Source organism: Nevskia sp. (genome assembly GCF_021732705.1).
Lineage (GTDB): Bacteria > Pseudomonadota > Gammaproteobacteria > Nevskiales > Nevskiaceae > Nevskia.
Genome location: NZ_JAKFUM010000011.1, coordinates 289,051 through 309,298, shown reverse-complemented (window position 1 = coordinate 309,298; position 20,248 = coordinate 289,051). Strand labels below are relative to the sequence as shown.

15 protein-coding genes are annotated in these 20,248 nt (G+C 67.8%); 7 read left to right on the top strand and 8 right to left on the bottom strand.

All coding sequences use genetic code 11. The features are described from left to right. Positions 1-5 precede the first annotated feature (5 nt). Both QZ951_RS15340 and trxB read right to left on the bottom strand, forming a co-directional pair. Positions 6-461 carry an NlpC/P60 family protein gene (locus tag QZ951_RS15340; protein WP_293002093.1) on the bottom strand — a complete coding sequence of 152 codons (456 nt, stop codon included), beginning with the start codon at positions 459-461 and terminating at the stop codon, positions 6-8. Positions 462-547: 86 nt separating this feature from the next. Beyond that, positions 548-1,501 carry a thioredoxin-disulfide reductase gene (trxB, locus tag QZ951_RS15335; RefSeq protein ID WP_293002091.1) on the bottom strand — a complete coding sequence of 318 codons (954 nt, stop codon included), beginning with the start codon at positions 1,499-1,501 and terminating at the stop codon, positions 548-550. 400 nt (positions 1,502-1,901) lie between these two features. On the opposite strand from trxB, the gene sppA reads away from it, so the two are divergent. Next, positions 1,902-3,761 (top strand): signal peptide peptidase SppA, encoded by a 1,860-nt coding sequence (gene sppA, locus QZ951_RS15330; RefSeq protein WP_293002089.1) that lies wholly within the window; start codon positions 1,902-1,904, stop codon positions 3,759-3,761. 75 nt (positions 3,762-3,836) lie between these two features. Here sppA and QZ951_RS15325 read toward each other — a convergent pair whose 3' ends face one another. After that, a complete protein-coding gene (locus tag QZ951_RS15325; RefSeq protein WP_293002087.1) occupies positions 3,837-4,688 on the bottom strand; it encodes a DUF1003 domain-containing protein in 852 nt (283 codons plus the stop codon). Positions 4,689-4,913: 225 nt separating this feature from the next. Here QZ951_RS15325 and QZ951_RS15320 point away from each other — a divergent pair, with 225 nt between their 5' ends. The 3 genes from QZ951_RS15320 to QZ951_RS15310 are packed head-to-tail and all read left to right on the top strand — an operon-like array spanning position 4,914 to position 9,469. After that, positions 4,914-6,731: a thiamine pyrophosphate-binding protein gene (locus QZ951_RS15320; RefSeq protein WP_293002085.1), complete on the top strand. Its 1,818-nt coding sequence runs from the start codon at positions 4,914-4,916 to the stop codon at positions 6,729-6,731. Positions 6,732-6,762: 31 nt separating this feature from the next. After that, positions 6,763-8,472 carry an FAD-dependent oxidoreductase gene (locus QZ951_RS15315; RefSeq protein ID WP_293002083.1) on the top strand — a complete coding sequence of 570 codons (1,710 nt, stop codon included), beginning with the start codon at positions 6,763-6,765 and terminating at the stop codon, positions 8,470-8,472. Beyond that, complete coding sequence (locus tag QZ951_RS15310; RefSeq protein WP_293002081.1) at positions 8,465-9,469, top strand: hypothetical protein; 1,005 nt, start codon at positions 8,465-8,467, stop codon at positions 9,467-9,469. The genes QZ951_RS15315 and QZ951_RS15310 overlap by 8 nt, the downstream gene beginning before the upstream one ends. Before the next feature lie 84 nt (positions 9,470-9,553). Here QZ951_RS15310 and QZ951_RS15305 read toward each other — a convergent pair whose 3' ends face one another. The 4 genes from QZ951_RS15305 to QZ951_RS15290 form a co-directional block, all read right to left on the bottom strand. Beyond that, a complete protein-coding gene (locus QZ951_RS15305) occupies positions 9,554-13,447 on the bottom strand; it encodes an AAA family ATPase (RefSeq protein WP_293002078.1) in 3,894 nt (1,297 codons plus the stop codon). 88 nt (positions 13,448-13,535) lie between these two features. Beyond that, a complete protein-coding gene (gene nadC, locus QZ951_RS15300; protein ID WP_366943932.1) occupies positions 13,536-14,405 on the bottom strand; it encodes a carboxylating nicotinate-nucleotide diphosphorylase in 870 nt (289 codons plus the stop codon). Positions 14,406-14,444: 39 nt separating this feature from the next. Beyond that, on the bottom strand, positions 14,445-15,341 hold the full coding sequence (gene argF, locus QZ951_RS15295; RefSeq protein WP_293002074.1) for an ornithine carbamoyltransferase: 897 nt from the start codon (positions 15,339-15,341) through the stop codon (positions 14,445-14,447). 212 nt (positions 15,342-15,553) lie between these two features. Further along, the gene (locus QZ951_RS15290) at positions 15,554-16,129 is read right to left on the bottom strand and encodes a Fe-Mn family superoxide dismutase (protein WP_293002072.1); all 576 of its coding nucleotides are present in this window, start codon (positions 16,127-16,129) and stop codon (positions 15,554-15,556) included. Positions 16,130-16,329: 200 nt separating this feature from the next. On the opposite strand from QZ951_RS15290, the gene grxD reads away from it, so the two are divergent. Continuing rightward, entirely contained in the window at positions 16,330-16,650 is a 321-nt protein-coding gene (gene grxD, locus QZ951_RS15285; RefSeq protein WP_293002070.1) for a Grx4 family monothiol glutaredoxin, read from the top strand. 105 nt (positions 16,651-16,755) lie between these two features. Here the strand turns inward: grxD and QZ951_RS15280 are convergent, their stop codons facing one another. Then, a complete protein-coding gene (locus QZ951_RS15280) occupies positions 16,756-17,322 on the bottom strand; it encodes a DJ-1 family glyoxalase III (protein ID WP_293002068.1) in 567 nt (188 codons plus the stop codon). Between the two features lie 174 nt (positions 17,323-17,496). Between QZ951_RS15280 and icd the strand changes: the two genes are divergently transcribed. Further along, positions 17,497-19,278, top strand: a complete 1,782-nt coding sequence (gene icd / locus QZ951_RS15275) for an isocitrate dehydrogenase (NADP(+)) (protein ID WP_366943930.1) — start codon at positions 17,497-17,499, stop codon at positions 19,276-19,278. A 193-nt stretch (positions 19,279-19,471) separates the two neighbouring features. Next, positions 19,472-20,233, top strand: a complete 762-nt coding sequence (locus tag QZ951_RS15265; RefSeq protein WP_293002066.1) for a molybdopterin-binding protein — start codon at positions 19,472-19,474, stop codon at positions 20,231-20,233. The last annotated feature ends 15 nt before the right edge of the window (positions 20,234-20,248 follow it).

Genomic DNA, 20,248 nt, shown 5'->3' with positions numbered 1-20,248 from the left:
GCAGCTCAGCGCAGCAGCCGCACCGTTTCGACGTAGCGCTTCTTCCACTCCGGCGCTTCGACCGCCACCAGACTGACCTGCTTGCCCGATGCCGGCGCGTGCACCATGCGGCCGTCGCCGATGTACAGGCCGACATGCAGGCCATTGCCGCGTTCGAAGCGATAGAACAGCAGATCGCCGGGCCGGGCTTGATCGAGCTCGATGGTCTTGCCGAAGTCGCGCTGGGATTTCGTGTCGCGCGGCACGATGACACCCGCCTCGGCATACGAGAACTGCACCAGCCCGCTGCAATCGAAGCCGGACGGATCGCGCCCACCATAGCGATACGGCCGGCCGAGCTGGCCGAGCGCGGTCTCGATGATCGCCTGCCGCTGCGCGCCGAAATCATCCTTCGGCGCGCTGGCGCATCCGGCCAGCATGGCCAGAACGACGATCAGCAGCAGAGTTGCAAGGCGGCGCATGTGGCGAGAGTGCCATCGCCGCGGCCACAAAAAAACCCTCCTGTGCGGGGAGGGTTCGGGGCTTCCGCGCGTCGACGCGGACGGCCTCAGTGGCCGTGCAACTTGTCCAGATACTTCTCGGCATCGAGTGCGGCCTGGCAGCCGGTGCCGGCGGACGTGATCGCCTGACGGTAGACGTGATCCATGACGTCGCCGGCGGCGAACACGCCGTCGATGCTGGTCGCCGTGGCACCACCCTCGCTGCCGCTCCTGACCTTGAGATAGCCGCCCGCCATCTCGAGCTGCCCGTCGAAGATCGCGGTGTTCGGCGAATGGCCGATGGCGATGAAGACACCGGCCAGCTTGACCTCGCGGGTCGCGCCGTCCTGCACGTTCCGGACCCGCATGCCGGTCACGCCGCTGGCATCGCCAAGCACTTCGTCGAGTTCGGAATTCCAGATGATCTCGACCTTGCCTTCCGCCTGCCGCTTGAACAGCTTGTCGTGCAGGATCTTCTCGCCCTTGAACTTGTCGCGGCGGTGCACGACGGTGACCTTGTTCGCGATGTTCGACAGGTACAGCGCTTCCTCGACAGCGGTGTTGCCACCGCCGATCACGGCGACGTCCTGACCCTTGTAGAAGAAGCCGTCGCAGGTCGCGCAGGCCGACACGCCCTTGCCGCGGAAGGATTCTTCCGACGGCAGGCCGAGGTACTTGGCGCTGGCACCGGTGGCGATGATCAGCGCATCGCAGGTGTATTCGCCGCTGCCGCCGGTGAGCTTGAACGGCCGATTCTTGAGATCGACCGCGTCGATGTGGTCATAGATGAACTGGGTGTCGAAGCGCTCGGCATGGCGGCGCATGCGGTCCATCAGATCGGGGCCCATCAGGCCTTCGACATCGCCCGGCCAGTTGTCGACTTCGGTGGTGGTCATCAGCTGGCCACCCTGCTCGATGCCGGTGATCAGCACCGGCTTCAGGTTGGCGCGCGCGGCGTAGACGGCGGCCGTGTAGCCGGCGGGGCCGGAGCCGAGAATGATCAGGGGATGGTGGTTGCTCATGGACGGGCTGAAAGTTTCCTGTAAGCGGCAAGACGTTGATCGTGCAGGGATTGCCGGTGAATCTGGATGAACGCGGCGGAGCGGTGCCAGCGACCTGACCGCCAGCCGGCGCGAGTCCGCCACATGCCGCCATTTTCGCTGTTTCGATCATGGGGTGTCGCCGCCGGCAGACAAGGCCGCCGTGCCGGCTGCCTGCCGCAACGTGCGCAGAGGTGCCGACCACGCGCGGGGCGGCAGGGTAGCAAACCCGGACGGCGACCGACGCATCCCAAGGCGTTGCGCCTCAGCGTCACAGCGATTCGCCGGTCGCGACGACACGCGCGTTCGCCGAGCGCGCCGCGCTTTTTGCGGGCCTGTGGGATACATTCGCTGCTCCCCCTTATTCCCGGATTTTTCACGAATGAAAGAACCGCGCTCCCTGATCGTGCGCCTGTTCAGCTGGATCTGGACCCTGATCGTCTTCTGCTGGCGCGCCCTCGTGGTCATCACGCTGGTCGTGATCGGCGTCAGCCTGTGGGCGGGCTCGAAGAACACCGCACCGACGATCGAGGACAACCTGGCGCTGACCGTCATCCCGTTCGGCGAACTCAGCGATCAGGTCGTCGATGATCGCGGTCGCCACTTCCTGCGTCAGTTCAGCGATGCCAAGCCGACGCAGACCTCGCTGCGCGAAGTGGTCGAGGCGATCGACGCCGCGACCACCGATCCGCGCATCCCGTACCTCGTGGTCAAGCCGGACGAGATGGAAGGCGCCGGGCTGCCGCAGCTCGAGGAAATCGCCGTCGCGCTGCGCAAGTTCAAGGCCGCCGGCAAGCCGGTCTACGCCTACGGCGACTCGTTCGACCAGAAGCAGTACTACCTCGCGGCACAGGCTGACGAGATCTCGCTCGACCCGTTCGGCTCGGTGCTGCTCGAAGGCTTCTCGGTCTACACCAACTACTTCAAGGACGCGCTCGACAAGCTCGGGGTCGAGGTCAACATCTTCCGCGTCGGCGAGTTCAAGTCGGCAGTGGAGCCGTACGAGCGCAACGACATGTCGCCGGAAGCGCGTACCGCCAACCAGGCCTGGCTCGGCGACCTGTGGAAGGAATACGGCAAGAACGTCGGCGAGGCGCGCAAGCTGACGCCGGATGCCGCCGACCGCTACATCACCGGTCTGTCGGCCGGGCTGGAAAAGCATCGGGGCGACATCGCCGCCTACGCGCTCGACGCCAAGCTCGTCACCCGAGTCGAAACCCAGGCCGAGTTTCGCAAGCGGATGATCGAGAAGGTCGGCGAGGACAGCGACCACGGCTCGTTCCGGCAGATCGACACCGGCAGCTATCTGGCGGCGGTCAAGGCCGAGAAGGCGGCGCAACTCGCGTCGAAGCAGATCGCGGTCGTCGTGGTCCAGGGCGAGATCGTCGATGGCGAAGGCGACGAAGGCACGGCCGGCGGCGACACCGTCAGCGAGCTGCTCGAAAAGGCCCGGCGCGATGACAAGGTCAAGGCCGTGCTGCTGCGCGTGAACTCGCCCGGCGGCAGCGTCTTCGCGTCCGAAAAGATTCGCCGCGGCGTGCTGGCGCTGCAGGCCGACGGCAAGCCGGTGGTCGCATCGATGTCGACGCTCGCGGCGAGCGGCGGCTACTGGGTGTCGATGGACGCCAACAAGATCTTTGCCGAGCCGACGACGATCACCGGCTCGATCGGCATTTTCGGCATGATCCCGACGTTCGCCGAGCCGCTGAACAAGATCGGTGTCCACACCGATGGCGTCGGCACCACGCCGCTGGCCGGCGCGCTGCGCATCGACCGGCCACTGGGGGCGGAGATCAAGACCCTGTTCCAGCTGCAGATCGAGAAGGGCTACCGCAACTTCATCGAAGGGGTGGCCAAGGGCCGCAAGATTCCGGTCGAGCAGGTCAACTCGATTGCCCGCGGCCGGGTCTGGAGCGGCAAGGCGGCCAAGGAACTGGGTCTGGTCGACGAACTCGGCAGCTTCGGTGACGCCGAAGCCGCGCTGGCCACGATCGCGCAGCTGGAACCGGGCAGCTACCGGATCAACGAGCTGCAGCCGGATCGCGATTTCTTCAAGCAGTTCGTCGGCGATCTGTTCGGCAGCAGGAGCCGGATCGACCTGTCGCAGTTGCTGGCCGCGCTGCCCGGGGGCAAGGCGCTCGCCGCACCGGCCGATGCGCTCGGTGATGCCGTGAAGCGTCTCGATGACCCGAAGCGGATCTACGCGATCTGCTTCTGCACGCCGTCGCTCGGCGGTCGCTGAAACTTACCGGCACGTGCATCGTCGGGTGCGCGTGCCGGGTTCACCGTCGATCCGACCCGACCATCGCCGGAGGCATCAGCCGCCGGACGTCTCGCTGGACGAACGGGCCTGCTCCCGGCGCAGCATGTCGAGCTGATCGCGCAGTTCGGCAATCTCGAACAGGATGCGGTGGATACCGGTCTCGTTCTTCAGGTTGACCTCGTAGTCGGCATCGGCGTGCAGCCGTTCCTTCCGGGTCTGCCGGTTCTGGCTCATCATCAACAGGGGCCCCTGGATCGCGACCAGCAGCGCCAGGAAGAAGTTGAAGAACTGGAACGGGTAGGGGTCGAACTTCAGCGCCGGAATGCTGTTGATGCCGGCCCAGATCGCCGTGCCGATGATCAGGATGAGCAGGAACGACCAGCTGCCGTTCCACTCCGCAACGCGATCCGCCAGCCGCTGCGACCAAGTCAGTTCGGCATCCGCCTCCTTGTTGATGTCGCGCGAGGCCGTGGTGCCGAGCAGCTCGGCGGCGATCCGCAGGCGCTTCGACATGATCGCCAGCATCGCGATGCCGACTCTCGGGGAGCCGTCGAGCTGCAGCATGAAGTTCTCGCGAGTCAGTTCGAGCAGGTCTGCCCCGCCGGGGGAATCGACGCTGGCCATGCGCGGCGCGCTGTCGATCAGTCCCATCTCGCCGACGAATTCGCCGGCATCGAGCTGTTCCAGCACCACCGGCTTCCTGCCCGGCTTGGCCGACGGCAGCAGCACGCGCACCGTGCCGCGCAGCACGACATACAGGGCGGAACCCGGATCGCCGCGCTCGAACAGCGTTTCGCCAGCGCCGAGGCGGCGCAGGGTCATGCGATCGGCAATGCTGCGCAGATCCTCGTCGGTCAGTTCCGAAAACAGCGGCACGCGGCGCAGCAGGTGCAGGTCGTGGCTCAAGTCAGGGCTCCTTGGCGTGTCATGCCGCACCGAACCGGATTCGGCAGCGCTCGCGCGAAGGCTAGCAGGCAAGGTCCGCTTTCGGCACGAAGCCGGTGCAAATTGCGACACAGCGCTCGCACCGGGCGCCCGCGGCGGCCTGCAGGGCTGTTCATGCGATGGGCTCGGGGCCATTCTTCGGGCATGCCGCTGCAGACGGCATTTCGGCTCAGGAGCCACCCGCACATGTCCCCATCTCCCTCTCCCGCCGCGCTGGTGACGCCGCCGGCACCGGTCGATGTCACGGTCGCCGACACCATCCTCCATTACCTGAAGCTCGAAGGCGCGCGACACGTCTTCGGCATCCCCGGCGGCGGGCTGCAGAACCTGCTGGTCAATTTCAAGAATGCGCGGGACGAGGTTCGCTACGTCATCTGCCGGCACGAGACCGGCGCCGCCTACGCGGCCGACGGCTACGCCCGGATCAGCGGCGGGCTCGGCGTGGTCATGGTCACCACCGGTCCCGGCGCCACCAATGCCCTGACCGGCACGATGAATGCCGACAACGACGGCTCGCCGCTGCTGACCATCACCGGCGAAGTGGCCCAGCAGTTCTTCGGCAAGGGTTATCTGCAGGAGGGCACGGACTTCAGGCTCGACGTCAATCGCCTGTACGCGGCCAGCACCGATTTCAGCGCGATGATCAGCACCGGCAGCAATGCCCAGGAACTGATCGAGCAGGCGCTGCGCATCGCGCTCGGCACGCCCGGGCGCTCGACCCACCTGAGCCTGCCGGACAACGTGTCGCTCGAAACCCTGCCGGCCGCGGGTCTGGCCAAGGCGACGACCCGCTACCGCTGCGGCCCCGGCGGCATTGCCGCCAGCGACGTCCAGCGCATCGCCGAAATCCTCAGTCGGGCGAAACGGCCGCTGGTCTTCCTCGGCAACGGCTGCCGCAAGGCGCTCGCGGCCGGCGGGCTGGCCAGGCTGCTGGCCTTCGTCGAGCAGTACCAGATTCCGGTGATCACGACTGCCGACGGCAAGGGAATCTTCCCGGAATCGCATCCGCTGTCCTTGCGGGTCTACGGCTTCGCCAGCTGCCAGTGGCCGCAATACTGGATGAAGCCGACGCTGGCCGATCCGAACGCCGAACCCTACGACGCGCTGCTGATCATCGGCTCGGCGCTCGGTGGGCTGGCCACGCACAACTGGCTGCCGATGATCGAACCGCAAGGTCCGATCGTGCAGGTCGATGTCGACAGCCGCGCGCTCGGCCGCGGCCTGCCGCTGGCGCTCGGCGTCGTCGGCGAGGCCGGCGCACTGTTCGACGCGTTGCCGGCGGCCGCCGCCGCGTGCACCTGGAGCGCGGCGGACATCGAAGCCCGGCGCGACTTCCTCGCCGGCATCAAGCGCCGCTTCTCGCCGTTCGTGGCGCCGAACGACTACAAGGGCAAGGCCCGGCCGATCAAGCCGCCGGCGCTGATCCGCGTGCTGCAGGACGCGCTGCCGGACGATGCCATCGTGATGCTCGACTCCGGCAACTGCGTCGGCTGGGCCTCGCACTACTTCGTGATCGACCCGCCGCGGCAGATTCATCCCTCGCTGGCGATGGGGCCGATGGGCTTCGGCGTCGGCGCGGTCATCGGCGCCAAGTTCGCGGCACCGGAGCGGGTCTGTCTCGCGGTGGTCGGGGATGGCGCCTTCCTGATGCACGGTGCCGAAGTCTCCACCGCGCAGGCCTACCGGCTCGGCGCGATCTGGGTCGTTCTCAACGACGACGACCTGCACATGGTCACGCAGGGCATGAGCATCCTGCATCCCGATCCGACGGACCCGAAGGTCTACGACGGCCTGTACGGGCTCGGCAAGCCCGATCTGGTCAAGTTCGCCGAAGGCCTCGGCGCCGACGCCCATGGCATCGATTCGCCGGACGATCTGGCGGCCGTGATGCCCGCGGTGCTGAAGGCGGCGGCGAAGGGCCGGCCGCAGGTGATCGTGGCCCGCATCGATCGCAAGCAGGTGCCGCCGTACTACAACCCGGCCTATCTGCCGCCGCATGCCTGACGCGCCATCACGCTCGCCGAGGAACCCGCGCATGACCCGCAAGACCAGCACTGATCTGCAACCCGATGTCGATGTCGCCATCGTCGGCGGCGGCGTCTCCGGCCTCTACACCGGCTGGCGCCTGATGACGGCCGATCCGGCGTCATCGCCGATCCTGTCGAAGTGGACCCGAGGCGGCCGCACGCTCAGCGTCACCGTCATCGAAGGCAGCGCGCGGATCGGTGGCCGACTGCTGTCGGCCCGGCCGCCGACGATGCCGAAGGTCACCTGCGAGCTCGGCGGCATGCGCTACGTGTCGAGCCAGACGCTGGCGCGCAGCCTGATCGAGAACGAGCTGAAGATGGCGCGCCATCCGCAGATCGTCGACACGGCCGCGAACCTCGCGTACCTGCGCGATCACCGGCTGCGCAACCGCGATCTCGGCGATGCCGCAAAGCTGCCGTATCGCCTGCGCTGGGCCGAGCAGCAGGCGCTGGACGCGAGCAACCCGGCGCCGACCCTGATCGGCTGGGCGGCCGAGCAGTTGCTGCCCGGCATCTCGACCTTGAGCGGCGACGCGCTGCGCAGCTTCCTGCACACCGCCCGCATCGACGGCCAGCCGCTGCATCGCTGGGGCTTCTGGAACCTGCTGGCGCGCGTGCTGAGCCCGGAAGCGCACGAGCTGGCGATCAAGACCATCGGCTACGACTGCCTCGGCTCCAACGCCAACGCGGCGGACCTGCTCGCCGAATACTTCGACTTCACGCCGACGGTGAAGTACTCGCTGCTCGATGACGGCTACGAAAGCCTGCCGTGGCAGCTCGAACGGCGCTTCAAGGCGGTGGGTGGCCGCGTCGCGACCGAGACCTGGGTGGCCGGCTTCGATGCCGTGACCTTTGCCGATGGCAGCACCGGCGTCGAGATCCGTCATCACGATGGTCGGCCGAGCCTGAAGGCGCGGGCGATCGTGCTGGCGATGCCGAAGCGCGCGCTGCGCCTGCTGCGGCCGGAAGGTCCGGTGCTCGATCCGGCGCGGGCGCCGGCCGTGCAGTCGCTGCTCGACTCGGTCGAAGGCGTGCCGCTGTTCAAGCTGTTCGTGGTCTATCCGAACGCCTGGTGGCAGGCGGTCGGCGTCAGCCAGGGCCGTTCGCTGACCGACCTGCCGCTGCGCCAGTGCTACTACTGGGGCTCGGAGCCGACCAGCAAGGTCGATCCCGAATCCGGCCACGCCGCGATCATGGCCTACAACGATGCCACCAGCGTCTCGTTCTGGGCCGGGCTGCGGCAGCGGCCACCGTCGCTGGACGAGGGCCGTCCCGCGCACTTCCGCGGCGCCCGCGACCACGCGCACGGCCAGACCGCGAACGCGTTCGGCCCGGCGCACAAGTCCGTGCGCAACGAGCATCCGTACCGGCGCAACTGGCGCACGCACAAGGCGCCGGACGTGATGGTGGCCGAGATGCATCGCCAGCTTCAGCAGATGCACGGCGTGCTGCACGCGCCGGCCCCGATCGACGCGGCGTACATGGACTGGGCCGATGATCCGTACGGCGGCGCGGTGCATTTCTGGAACCCCGGCTATCGCTCCGAGCAGGTGCTGCAGACGATGACGCAGCCGGTGGCCGACTTCCCGGCCTACGTCTGCGGCGAGGCGTATTCGACCAATCAGACCTGGGTCGAAGGGGCGCTGCAGACGGCCGAGATCGTGCTGCAGCAGCGTCTGCAGCTGCCGGCGCCCACCTGGGTGACGCCGAATGCATGAGGCCAGAACCGAGCCGCGCATCCTCGGCACCGGCTACTGCGTGCCGAAGACGATCCGCGGCAACGACGATCCGATCTTCGCGTGGCTGCACGCCAACGACCCGCCGGGCAAGCACCTGTTCGCCGGCTACGAGCAGCGCCGGGTGCTGGCGCCGGGTGAGGACCTGATGACGATCATGGTGCCGGCCGCCAGGTCGGCGCTGGCGGCGGCGACGCTTGCGGCCGGCGATGTCGACCTGCTGCTCGGCATCGGCTCGGTCAGCGCGTTCGACCCGCCGAATGCCCTGAGCCAGCTGCATCGCGAGCTCGGCCTGTCGGCGACCTGCTGGGTGCTGCCGCTGGCCAACGACTTCTCGAACTTCAACGCCGGCCTGCTGCTGGCCGACGCGATGATCCGGGCGGAGCGCGCGACGAACGTGCTGGTGGCGGTCGGCACCAACTGGACGCGGCATGTCGACTACCACACACCACAGGCGATCAGCGCCGCCGATGGCGCGGCGGCGGCCGTGGTCGGTTCCGGCCGGCGCGGCTGGCGCATCGTCGACCAGCAGGTGCTGATGGCGACCGAGCACTACGGTTCGATGATCATGGCCGGGCAGCCGGTCACGCTGGCGCTGCCGGTCGAGGGCTACAGCAGCCTCGACACGCCGCCGACGTTCGTGATCACGCCCGACGGCGCCAAGGCGTTCGGCAGCTTCGGAGTCGATGCCTCCGTCGGCGCGGTGTTCGAACTGCTGAAGCGCAACCATCTCGCGGGTGCCGACATCAGCCTGATCAGCCATCAGGCATCGAGCGTGCTGACCAACGCATGGCAGGCCGCGATCCAGCCGGCGCAGTACCTCGGCACGCTGGCGCTGTTCGCGAACATGACGGCGGCGAACATTCCGGTGAACCTCGCGTGGGCCGAGCTGAACGAAGGCATCGCGAAGGACCGGCTGGTGCTGTTCGCGCTCGGGCCGGACATGCACGCGCACGCGCTGCTGCTGGCGCGGGACTGAAGCCGCGGCACCTGACAGCGCGGGTCTGCCGAGCCGTCATTCCCGCGAACCCGGGAATGACGCGTTTCCGAAAGGCGGTTCGAATCAGGCGCTGCGCAGTCGCCGCGCCATGGCCCGCGCGCCCCAGGCCTGCCAGGCGTCCGCTGCGCGCTCGCGCAACGCCGGTGCCGCCGCCGGTGCCGCGGCACGCGCAGCCCATTCCAGCGCCAGCGCGTGGTCCTGCGCGTAACCAGCGCTGGCGGCGGCATCGGCGGCTTCGATCAGCAGGGCTTCCGCTCGCGGGTGCTCACCGGCGGCCAGCGCCAGTGCACCATCGAGCAGCCGTGCCTTGTGCGCGAAGTTCGGCGGACACAGCGCCGCCCACGCGCGCATCTGGTCGGCGAAGGCGGTGGCGCGCGCGTCCACAGGCGCACCCGACGCCAGTGCCTGCCCGGCACCGGCGAGCGCGGCGTACTGCACCAGCTCGAATTCCGCGGTCTGGCCGCCATAGGCCTGCCGCGCGGCTTCGGCGCGCTCGGCCCAGGCCAGCGCGTCCGTCCAGCGGCCAGCCAGCGCGTGGACCTTGAGCTTGGACACGAGGAAATAGCCGATCTGGTTGCTCAGCGTCGTGTCGAGGATCGACGCCAGCTCGCGCGCCTCGTCGTGCTCGTCGTCGCCGAAGCTGCACAGGTCCGCCGTCTGCCCGGCCAGTGCCTTGGCCACCTGCATCTCGTGAATCAGGTGGAAGGCCGAGTTCTTGACCCGGCCGCCGTTGCGGTCCAGGTGCCGGCGCGCGGTGTCGATCACGGTCTCCAGATGCACGCCGGCCGCTTGCTGGTAGATCACGTGGCCGGCGAGGTTGAAGCAGGCGTACAGCAGGTTGCCGGTCGCCAGTGCGCGCTCGGCGGCGTCGAGGCTGATGCGCAGGCTGTCGCGCAGCGGCCGCTGCCAGTGGCTGTGGAACCAGGTGTGGACGAAGCCGACTTCGCCGTAACGGCTGCCGCCATCGCGCAGGTCCAGCATCAGGGCCAGATCGCTCCACGCGGCGGCACCGGCGCGGTCGCCGGTCAGCGCGCCGTGCACGACCGAGTACAGCGAATAGACCTGCGCGGCATCGGCGCCATTGCCGTGGCGCAGCGTGCGCTGCATCGCGGTGATCGAAGCCAGTGCATAGAGATCGATGCGATTGCTCTGGAACGCCAGCGGCGCGACGGTCAGCAGGGTGGCGACGGCGCGCGCGGCGTCGGCATCGGTCATCGCCGGCAGGTCGGCGTGATCGGCTGGCGTGCGGTTGCCGATCAGGCTCTGGATCTCGCCCATGCCGGCGCCGATGGCGGCACCGACCTCGGCCGGATCGTTCGGCAATTCGACGCCGAGCAGTGCCAGCGCCGCGAGTCCCGTCGTCAGCGCCTGCTGCGCGTGGCCGTTGCTGAACACGCGCACCGCCTCGCGTTCGAGGTAGCGCGCGGCACGCTCCGGATGACCGGCCGCGGCCCAGTGCGAGGCCAGCACCGGGTAGCAGCCGGCCAGATCGTCGCCGCGGGTCGACTCGTACCAGCGTGCGAGATCGGCATGCAGCATCCGCCGCATTTCGGGCAGCACGAGGTCGTAGACCACTTCGCGGGTGATGTCGTGGCGGAATTCGAAGCCCGGCCCGGCATCGACGGTGATCATGTCGACCAGCCCCATGCGCTGCTGGGATTGGACATGTTCGGCCAGCGTGCGGCTGTCGATGTGCAGCGGGTGCACCTGCTCGACCGCCGCCAGCGGCCCGCGATGGCCGGACACGCTTTCGACCTTCAGCGTCAGCCGCGCCGATGGCGCCATGTTGTCGATGCGATTGGTGATCGTCGCCCGCACCGTGGTCGGCAGGCTGGCCGGGCGTCCGGCCTCGCGCGGCGCGCGGCGGACCTCGCCGTCGGCGCTGCGTTCGAGATCGCCGCTGTCGAACAGGTAGCGCGCCAGTTCGGCGGCGAAGAACGGATTGCCGGCGGCGCGCTCGTGCAGGCTGGCCACGACGTCCGGTGCCACGCTGACGGCGCCGAGCTGGGTCACGATCAGCGTGCCGCACTCGTCCGCCGTCAGCGGACGCAGTTCGATCAGCGTCGCGCCGCTGTCGATCAGATCGTTCAGCGCGAGGGTCGGCGGCCGGGTGCTGATCAGGATCGCGGCGCCGGCGAGCCGGCGGCCGAGTCGCTCGAGCAGCAGCAGGCTTTCGTCATCGGCCCACTGCGCATCCTCGATCACCAGCAGCAGCGGGTGTTCGCGCGCGGCGGCCTGCAGCAGTTCGGCCAGCAGGCTGCGGATGCTGGCCACGCGCTCGGATGGCAGCAGGCCGGCAGCCCACGGGCTGTCGTTGAAATCGAGCGGAATCACGGCGTTCAGCAGGCACAGGCGGTCGCCGTGCGCAGCGCCCCAGACCGCCTCGAGATGCGCGCGCCGGGCGCTGTTGTCGGCCAGCGTGTCGAGCCCGAGCAGGCTGGTGTAGATGCCGCGCAGCGCCTGGAACGGCGTGTTCTGCTCGATGCGGGCGCATTCGCCGACCAGCACGTGCAAGCCCTGATCGATCGCGGAGCGCCGTGCCGCCCCGATCACCACCGACTTGCCCATGCCCGACTCGCCGACGACGACACAGGTCGCGCTCTTGCCGTTGCGGGCGCGGGCGAGGGCGGCGTTGACGGTGTCGAGCACGTCGGCCCGGCCGACCAGCGTGACCGGGGCGCGGACTTCAGCTTCGTGGTCGGGCGACCAGATCGGCAACGGCTCGGACCAGCCCTTGACCGTCACCCGTGGCAGCGCCGTGAAGCGCGCGCGGTCGGCGCAGTCGCGCACGCTGGCCTCATCGCACAGCACCGGTGCGTCCTTCAGGTGCGACAGGCGCGACGCGAGGTTCACGGCGTCGCCGATCACCGCGTAATGGCGGCGCAGATCGTTGCCGAGCACGCCGATGAAGGCATCGCCGGCGGCGATGCCGATGCTGGACGCGACGCCGCGCAGCGCGAACTCGGCATGCAGCTCGCGGGCGCTGCGCAGGGCGCGCAGGGCATCGTCGTTGTGCGACAGCGGCGGCAGGCCGAACACCAGCTGGAAGCCCACGCCCTTGTCGTCGACCGCGAGGCAGCGCAGCACGCCTTCATGGCGCCGGCATACCTGCTGCACCAGCCGCGACAGCTCGTGGATGCGCGGCGGAAAGTCGGCCGCGGCCTGATCGACGCCCGGCAGCTGCACGCAGACCGCGATCACATGGCGCAATTCCGCCGCCCAGCGCAGCTCGCCGATGGCGATGCCATGGCGCACCGGCGGGGCCAGAAAGGCCTCCAGTCCCGGCGGCGGCGGCGCGGCGTCGGGTAACGGCACCGCCGTGCCCGGCGAGAGCGGTCCCTCGAACACGAGGCCGCCATGCGGCAGGCGGTCGACGATCACCGGCCGGTCGACCAGGGCCGCGAGTTCCGGCGACACGATGATCCGGTTCGGCGACTGGTCGCGCGTGATCTGCGCCAGCTGCGCCAGTGCATCGCCGGCGACCGCGTGCAGGCGCTCGCCGCCGACGCCGCCGAAATCGAGCAGTTGCAGCGCGCCGGCGGTCAGATGCAGATGCAGCGACAGTCGCAGGCCGGGTTCCAGCTCGTCACGACATTCCGCGATGATCGCGGCAGCGCAGGCCAGTGCCTGGCGCGACGCATCGGCGAGCCCCTGTTCGGACGCCGCGGCGAAGATCACCAGCACGCCGTCGCCGAAGAATTCGCTGCAATCGCCGCCGTGGCGATGGACGATGCCGGTGACGCGGTCGAAATGCCGCTGCAGCAGGCGGGACAGTCGTTCGACCCCGGTGCTGCCCTGCGCGACCAGCGCCTTCGCCAGCGGCGAGTACTTCGCGATGTCGCACCACAGCACGGCACCATGACTGCCGAAGCTGGCATGCGCGTCGTCGGGTGTCGGCCGATGCTGCCAGCCTCGGCGCAGCATCTCGGGAACCAGCGACGCGGAAAGGTTCGACATGAATTAGGCAGTGGCGCGTGGTCTGGGCGAGTCGAAAGTAACCGATGCCCGTGTGTCGCGTCCGTGCGCGGGGTTCAATCAGCCTGCATCAGGCTCCGATGAAGCGCATCGACAGGTCGATGGCCCGCAGATGCTTGGTGATGGCGCCGATCGAGATCCGGTCGACGCCGGTTTCGGCCAGCTGCCGGATCGTCGCAAGGGTCGCGCCACCGGAGTATTCGATCAGCGTCTTGCCGCCGGCGGCACGGTGCGCGCGGGTCAGGCGCACGGCTTCGCGGATGTCGGCATCGCTGAATTCGTCGACCAGCAGCAGGTCGACATCCGCGGCCAGCGCGGCACGGGCCTCGTCGAGGTTTTCCGCTTCCGTCATCAACTGCACGCCGGCGTTCAGCGCGCGTGCGGCGGCAATCGCGTGGACGATGCCGCCGGCCGCCGCAATGTGGTTTTCCTTGATCAGGATGCCGTCGTACAGGCCGATGCGGTGATTGGCGCCCCCACCGCACAGCACCGCGTACTTCTGGCCGTTGCGCAGGCCGGGCAGGGTCTTGCGGGTGTCGACGATCGCGGTACCGGTGCCGGCCACGGCATCGACGTAGGTCCGCACCGCGGTGGCGGTGCCGGACAGGGTCTGCAGGAAGTTCAGCGCGGTGCGCTCGCCGGTCAGCAGCGCACGCGCCGGCCCATGCAGGCGATACAGCTCCTGATCCGGCGCCACGCGCTCGCCGTCGGCGACCTGCCAGTCGACGCGCACGGCCCGGTCGATCTGCGCGAACACGGCATCGACCCAGGCCTGCCCGCAGATCACCGCCGCCTCGCGCGAGATCACGCGCGCAGCCGCCTGACGATCGGCCGGGACCAGCTGCGCGGTCCAGTCGCAGGCACCGACATCTTCGGCAATCGCCTGGGCGACCACGGCATCGAGGTCGTTGACGTACACCGGTAGTCTTCCTGCAATCATCGCCTCACGCCTCACGCCTCACGCCTCACGCCTCACGCCTCACGCCGACAGCAGGAATTCCAGCAGCGCCATCTGCGCCCACATCCGGTTCTCGGCTTCGTCCCAGACCACGGACTGCGGGCCGTCGATGACCTCGGCCGACACTTCCTGACCGCGGTGTGCCGGCAGGCAGTGCATGAAGATCGCGTCCGCCTTGGCGCGCGCCATCAGCGGGCCGTCGATCTGGTAGTCGGCGAACGCCAGCACCCGGCGGTTGTACTCGGCTTCCTGACCCATGCTGGTCCACGTGTCGGTGACCAGCAGGTCGGCGCCGTTGGCGGCGAACGTCGCACCGCGCAGGATCTCGATCGAATCGCCCGCGGCCTTGACGATGTCGGCCTGCGGCTCGAAGCCTTTCGGGCTGGCGATGCGCAGCTTGAAGCCGAACAGCGGGGCTGCCTCGATCCACGAATGGCAGACGTTGTTGCCGTCGCCGATCCAGGCGGCGACCTTGCCCGACGGATCGCCGCGGTGCTCGAACCAGGTCTGCATGTCGGCCAGCAGCTGGCAGGGGTGGTGCAGGTCGGACAGGCCGTTGATCACCGGCACGCGCGAGGCCTGCGCCAGCGCTTCCTGATCGGCCTGCGAGTCGTTGCGGATCATGATCGCGTCGCACATGCGCGACAGCACTTTCGCCGTGTCTTCCAGCGGCTCGTCACGGCCGAGCTGGGTCGCGTTGGAGTGCAGGAACAGCGCGTGGCCGCCGAACTTGGCCATGCCGGCCTCGAAGCTGACGCGGGTCCGGGTCGAGTTCTTGGTGAAGATCATCGCCAGCGTCTTGCCGGCGAGCACGCCGGTCCGGTTCGGGCCCGCAGTCTTCATCTCGATCGCGCGGCGCACGATGGCGCGCAGTTCGTCGGGGCTGAAGTCGCTGAGCTTGAGCAGGTGACGGGTCATCTCGGTATCCGGTGGCGCGCCGCCCGGGTCACGGCGGGCGGCGGGAACTGCCTGTGAATGCTTGAAAATCCAATTGAAACAATTATTTGCCGCTGAAACGAAAAGAGTCGCCGAAGCGACTCTCGACACCATAATGAACTTGCAGTCAGACGTCCATGCCGCGACTGTTTCCGCGCCGCGAACCGGAGACCCGGCCCGCGGCGCGTACGACCTCAGTTCAGGTTCTTCTCGACGAATTCCCAGTTCACGATCGACCAGAAATGCTCGAGGTAGGTCGGACGGGCATTGCGGTAGTCGACGTAGTAGGCGTGTTCCCAGACGTCGCAGGTCAGCAGCGGCGTGTCGCCATTGGTCATCGGGTTGCCGGCGCCGGTGGTCGAGACGATGGCCAGCGTGCCGTCGCCCTTCTTGACCAGCCAGGCCCAGCCCGAGCCGAAGGTGCCGATCGCGGCTTCGGTGAACTGCTTCTTGAAGTCCTCGACGCCGCCGAAGGTCTTGACCAGCGCATCGGTCAGTTTCTTGCCCGGCGCGGTCTGGTTCGGGGTCAGGCAGTGCCAGAAGAACGTGTGGTTCCAGATCTGGGCCACGTTGTTGAACAGCTTGCCGGACGACTTCTTGATCACGTCCTCGATCGACGCGTTCTCGAATTCGGTGCCGACGATCAGCTTGTTGGCCATGTCGACATAGGCCTTGTGATGCTTGCCGTAGTGATACTCGAAGGTCTCGCGCGACATGTGCGGTTCGAGCGCTTCGCGGGCGTACGGCAGTTCCGGCAGGGCAAAGGTCATGGTGATTCTCTTGAAGGCGGTGAAGAAGGGATGAACGAATAATCCATCGATGCATCGAAACTCGGCACGGGCGCGTTCGACTGGCCCGGCGGCTGGCGCGATTTTAGCATCGCCGTCGAGGCCACCGCGCGCCGGCAGAATGTAGCCGATCCGGCAGGGTGGTAAAATGACCCATCCGCAGCACCTCAACGGGATGAACCATGGACGCACTCGAACGCATCAAGCAGCAGGTCACTCAGAACCCGATCATCGTCTACATGAAGGGCACGCCGGACTTCCCGCAATGCGGCTTCTCGTCGCGCGTGGTCAAGGCGCTGAACGCCTGCGGCGCCGAATACGCCTACGTCAATATCTACGAGGACGAAGAGGTCTACCGCGCGCTGCCGAAGTTCGCGAACTGGCCGACGTTCCCGCAGCTGTACGTGAAGGGCGAACTGGTCGGCGGCTGCGACATCACGCTCGACTTGTACCAGTCCGGCGAACTGCAGAAAATGCTGAAGGAAGCCGTCGTTCCGGCCTGATCACGCATTGCGTGATCGAAAACGCCCGCCTCGCGCGGGCGTTTTCGTTGGTGCGGTCGTCTGGGCGCCGGTGCTGAGCCCCACTGGCCAATACGGAGCGAGCCCCTAGAGCGCGTCGACCAGCAGCGCGCCGGCGACCGCATTGCGCGTTTCCCGTCCCGCCATCCGCTCGAGCAGCGCCAGGGCGAACGCGATCGCGGTGCCCGGCCCCTGGCTCGTGATCAGCGCACCGTCGCTGACCGCCGCCTGGTTCTGCCAGTCCGGCACTTGCGCGCGGAAGGCCGGATAGCCGGTTGCCCGGCGACCGGCGAGCAGCCCGTGCGCCGCGAGCACCAGCGCCGGCGCCGCGCAGATCGCCGCCACCGGCTGGTTCGCGGCGAGGCGCGCCCGCAGCTGGTCGATCAAAGGCGCATGCGCGGCCAGCGCCCGCGCGCCCGACTCGCCGCCCGGCAGCACGAGCAGGTCCCAGGGATGGTCGGCGACATCGGCATGACGAACGTCGGCCACGAAGCGGATGCCGCGCGTGCCGGCAATCACCCGGTCCGGGCCGATGCCGGCGACCTGCACCTCGAGCCCGCCACGGCGCAGGACATTGATCACGGTCACCGCCTCGAGGCTTTCGGAGCCATCGGCGACAACCACCAGAACACGTGCGGCAGCGGCGTTTTGCATCGGTTTCCTCGAATGTCGGGGGGCGGCCGGGGCCGGGTCTTTGCGCCCGGAGCGGCGGCTGTCGAATGCTAGAATCGGCTATCCGGAGCCGGAAAGCGCTTCGGCTCCCCGAAACACGAAAAGCCAAACGAACAGTTGCTCGAAATTCGATCATCGCGTCAGGAGCGCGAGGCCATGACTACCCCCACTGCAGCGCAGTACCGCCACATCAAGATTCCCGCCACCGGCGAGAAGATCACGATCCAGAACGGCAAGATCGTGGTGCCGCACCAGCCGATCATCGGCTACGTCGAAGGCGACGGCATCGGCCCCGACATCACGCGCGCCTGCCTCCGCATCTGGGATGCGGCGATCGAGAAGGCCTACGGCGGCCAGCGCAAGATCCACTGGTGCGAAACCTTTCTCGGCGAGAAGGCGGCCGGGCTCTATGACGGCAACTACTGCCCGGACGAGACGCTGAAGGTGCTGCAGGACCTCGTCGTGTCGATCAAGGGCCCGCTGACCACGCCGGTCGGCGGCGGCTTCCGCAGCCTGAACGTCGCGCTGCGCCAGGACCTCGACCTGTACGCCTGCGTCCGTCCGGTGCGCCACTACGCCGGCGTGCCGAGCCCGCTGAAGCATCCGGACAAGGTCGACATCGTGCTGTTCCGCGAGAACACCGAAGACGTCTACGCCGGCATCGAATACAAGACCGGCACGCCGGAGAACAAGAAGGTTGCGGATTTCCTGCGCAACGAGATGAAGGCCAAGTTCTTCGAAGGCGCCGGCATCGGCATCAAGCCGGTCTCGGAATTCGGCTCCAAGCGTCTGGTGCGCAAGGCGATCCAGTACGCCGTCGACAACGGTCGCGAGTCGGTCACCCTGGTGCACAAGGGCAACATCCAGAAGTTCACCGAAGGCGCGTTCCGCAACTGGGGCTATGAAGTCGCCCGCGAGGAATTCGGCAGCGTCACGATCACCGAAGAACAGCTCTACGGCGAGTTCAAGGGCAAGCAGCCGGAAGGCAAGATCGTGATCAAGGATCGCATCGCCGACATCATGTTCCAGATGATGCTGCTGCGGCCGGACGAGTTCGATGTCATCGCCACCACCAACCTGAACGGCGACTACCTGTCGGACGCCATCGCGGCCGAAGTCGGAGGCATGGGCATCGCTCCGGGCGCCAACATCGCCGACCACGTCGCCGTGTTCGAGGCGACGCACGGCACCGCGCCGAAGTACGCCAACCTGAACAAGGTCAACCCGGGCTCGCTGCTGTTCTCCGGCGTGATGATGCTGGAATACATGGGCTGGACCGAAGCCGCCGACCTGATCACGCTGGTCTATCCGGAAGTGGTCAGCGACGGCATCGTGACCTATGACTTCGCGCGCCAGATCGACGGCGCCACCGAAGTCAGCACCTCGGCGTTCGCCGACGCGCTGATCGAGCGCATCCAGGGCGGCATCGATCTGGAAGCCAAGCGCCGCGCGCAGCAGGCGCAGCTGGTCAAGGAGCGCAAGCAGCGCGAAATCCGTCGCCTGCTGCAGCCGATGGAAGAGATGACCGAATCCGGCCGCGTGCCGCAGTCGGTCGGCGATCTGATGACCCGCTCGCTGATCACGGTGAACGGCGACGAGACGGTCGAGAACGCGATGCACCTGATGACCGAGAACAACATCAGCTCGATCGTGGTCGAGCCGGATGCCCGCGGCATCTGGGGCATCCTGACCCGCCGCGACATCGTTTCGAAGATCGTCCGCAACAACAAGTCGCCGTCGACGACGAAGGTCGATGCCATCGCCACCCGCCCGGTGGTGTCGGTGCCGGCCGAGACCTCGATCCGCGAAGCGGCGGAAATGATCGCGGATGCCCGCTACAGCCGCCTGACCGTGGCCCAGGGCGACAAGATCATCGGCATCGTGACCGAGACCGACATCTTCAACGCGGTCGAGAAGTTCGGCTGGGCTTCCGAGTAAGCGCTTGATCCAGCGGTAGAAAAGGGCAGCGCAAGCTGCCCTTTTCGTTGGCTCCGCCCGCGTCGGGGGCGGGACGGCGGACTGGGGTCGCGTCAGCGTCATCAATCGGTAAAACTATGGCGCTTGTGGCACGCAGCGGCCGGCTTGATCCGGTCGCGCGACGAATCGAACTGCGGAGAAAGGATCCATTGCCATGTCGATCGGTCTGTTGATCGTGGGTGACGAGTTGCTGTCCGGAAAGCGCGCGGATAAGCATCTCCCGAAGGTGATCGAATTGCTCGGCGCGCGTGGCATCGCGCTCGAGTGGGCCCACTTCGCCGGCGACGACGAGGAACAGATTGCCGCCGTGATCCGTGCGGCACGCGGTCGCGGCGATGTGCTGCTGTCGTGTGGTGGGATCGGCGGCACCCCGGACGATCGCACCCGGCAGGCCGCGGCACGCGCCTTCGATGTGCCGATCGCGCGTCATCCGGAGGCACTGGCGATCATCGAGCGTCAGTACGGTGACAAGGCCTACCCGAACCGCGTGCTGATGGCGGACTTTCCGCTCGGTGCCGGACTGATTCCGAATCCGATCAACAACATCGCCGGTTTCTACATCGGCACCTGCTACTTCGTGCCGGGTTTCCCGGAAATGGCATGGCCGATGCTCGAATGGGTGCTCGACGAACGCCTCGGCGCGTTGCACAACGCCGAGCCGCCGGTCGAATTCACGTTCCGGGCCTACGGGTCCGGCGGCGAGGGCGACCTGATCGACCTGATGGAAGCCACGCTCAGCGCCTACCCGCCGATCAAGCTCGCCAGCCTGCCGTTCCGCGGCAGCCCGGAGCGCGAGCGGCACATCGAATTCGGCATCAAGGGCCCGCGGGCCGATGCCGAAGCCGCGACCCGCTGGTTTCGCCAGCGTCTGCTCGCGCGCGGCGACATCCGGATCGAGGATCTCGGGCACCCTTAGCCGTCCTGACCTGCC

Excerpts from the sequence above, each read along its gene's own strand:
- QZ951_RS15340 (WP_293002093.1), bottom strand. The coding sequence starts at position 461 with ATGCGCCGCCTTGCAACTCTGCTGCTGATCGTCGTTCTGGCCATGCTG.
- QZ951_RS15280 (WP_293002068.1), bottom strand. The coding sequence starts at position 17,322 with ATGCAAAACGCCGCTGCCGCACGTGTTCTGGTGGTTGTCGCCGATGGC.
- nadC (WP_366943932.1), bottom strand. The coding sequence starts at position 14,405 with ATGATTGCAGGAAGACTACCGGTGTACGTCAACGACCTCGATGCCGTG.
- QZ951_RS15315 (WP_293002083.1), top strand. The coding sequence starts at position 6,763 with ATGACCCGCAAGACCAGCACTGATCTGCAACCCGATGTCGATGTCGCC.
- sppA (WP_293002089.1), top strand. The coding sequence starts at position 1,902 with ATGAAAGAACCGCGCTCCCTGATCGTGCGCCTGTTCAGCTGGATCTGG.
- QZ951_RS15310 (WP_293002081.1), top strand. The coding sequence starts at position 8,465 with ATGCATGAGGCCAGAACCGAGCCGCGCATCCTCGGCACCGGCTACTGC.
- QZ951_RS15265 (WP_293002066.1), top strand. The coding sequence starts at position 19,472 with ATGTCGATCGGTCTGTTGATCGTGGGTGACGAGTTGCTGTCCGGAAAG.
- grxD (WP_293002070.1), top strand. The coding sequence starts at position 16,330 with ATGGACGCACTCGAACGCATCAAGCAGCAGGTCACTCAGAACCCGATC.
- trxB (WP_293002091.1), bottom strand. The coding sequence starts at position 1,501 with ATGAGCAACCACCATCCCCTGATCATTCTCGGCTCCGGCCCCGCCGGC.
- QZ951_RS15305 (WP_293002078.1), bottom strand. The coding sequence starts at position 13,447 with ATGTCGAACCTTTCCGCGTCGCTGGTTCCCGAGATGCTGCGCCGAGGC.
- QZ951_RS15320 (WP_293002085.1), top strand. The coding sequence starts at position 4,914 with ATGTCCCCATCTCCCTCTCCCGCCGCGCTGGTGACGCCGCCGGCACCG.
- argF (WP_293002074.1), bottom strand. The coding sequence starts at position 15,341 with ATGACCCGTCACCTGCTCAAGCTCAGCGACTTCAGCCCCGACGAACTG.
- QZ951_RS15290 (WP_293002072.1), bottom strand. The coding sequence starts at position 16,129 with ATGACCTTTGCCCTGCCGGAACTGCCGTACGCCCGCGAAGCGCTCGAA.
- icd (WP_366943930.1), top strand. The coding sequence starts at position 17,497 with ATGACTACCCCCACTGCAGCGCAGTACCGCCACATCAAGATTCCCGCC.